At 54.5% G+C, this 791-nt stretch carries 1 pseudogene; it reads right to left on the bottom strand.

The features are described from left to right. Nucleotides 1-791, bottom strand: a pseudogene (locus DQX05_RS31305) (HNH endonuclease); the annotation flags it as partial.

Below are 791 nucleotides of genomic sequence, written 5' to 3'. Positions count from 1 at the left end.
CTTTCCTTCAATTCCTTGCTCATGTTCTTGAAGAGATCGGACGCTTCATTCCCCATATGCGGTACACCCGCCAGTTGGTATCCGGGCGGGAGATTCAAGCTATTTCTAAGCTTCTCCAGTTGTTCTCTTGCATTGCTGCCAAGGTGACTCAGATCTTTCTTTAACGCTTCCCCGAACTCCTTCGCGAGACCGGCCAGCCCTTTTTGTTCGTTTTCTACATAGATTCGGGCTAACGTGTTGCCGTTTTGACTCAGTCCACCCATATAGTTGCTGAATTTTCGGGAAATGTCTCCTACACTGTCCGAGATCCATCGGGTCGTATTGCCAACCTGCTTCTTGATGAATCCGCCCACCGGCTTGACCACCTTCGGATCAAGGAGTCCTGCGGTTCCAAAGCTTATTGCCGCATCGATCAACGTCGTTGTCCAGCTTAGTTCTTCCCCGTCCATTGCTTGCCTCATGATGCTTTCTGCGGCGCCGACCATTCCTTGAAACGTCATTCGGCCACCCATGGAAGCCCAGATCCCCCCAAAGGGACCAAAGACTGCACCGGATACGGCTCCTATCGTCGTATCTCGAAACGCATCCCACATATAAGCCGTAACGTCGCTGACTTCCCCACGACGGATGTCTGAGATCGCTTTTCCGGCTACGGCTGCCGTACCGGATATGGCCGCCGTCGAAGCAACGGCTGCGATGACGACAGCACCGGCTCCCGCCGTAGCCACTGTGGCAACGGCAACAAGCGTGACCACCGCGACCACCGCTAATCCGGCCAACACATTGCCCCA

The sequence above is a fragment of the Paenibacillus thiaminolyticus genome (assembly GCF_003591545.1).
GTDB lineage: Bacteria > Bacillota > Bacilli > Paenibacillales > Paenibacillaceae > Paenibacillus_B > Paenibacillus_B thiaminolyticus_A.
The sequence above is the reverse complement of the archived record's forward strand: the minus strand, read 5'-3'. Positions and strand labels throughout refer to the sequence as shown.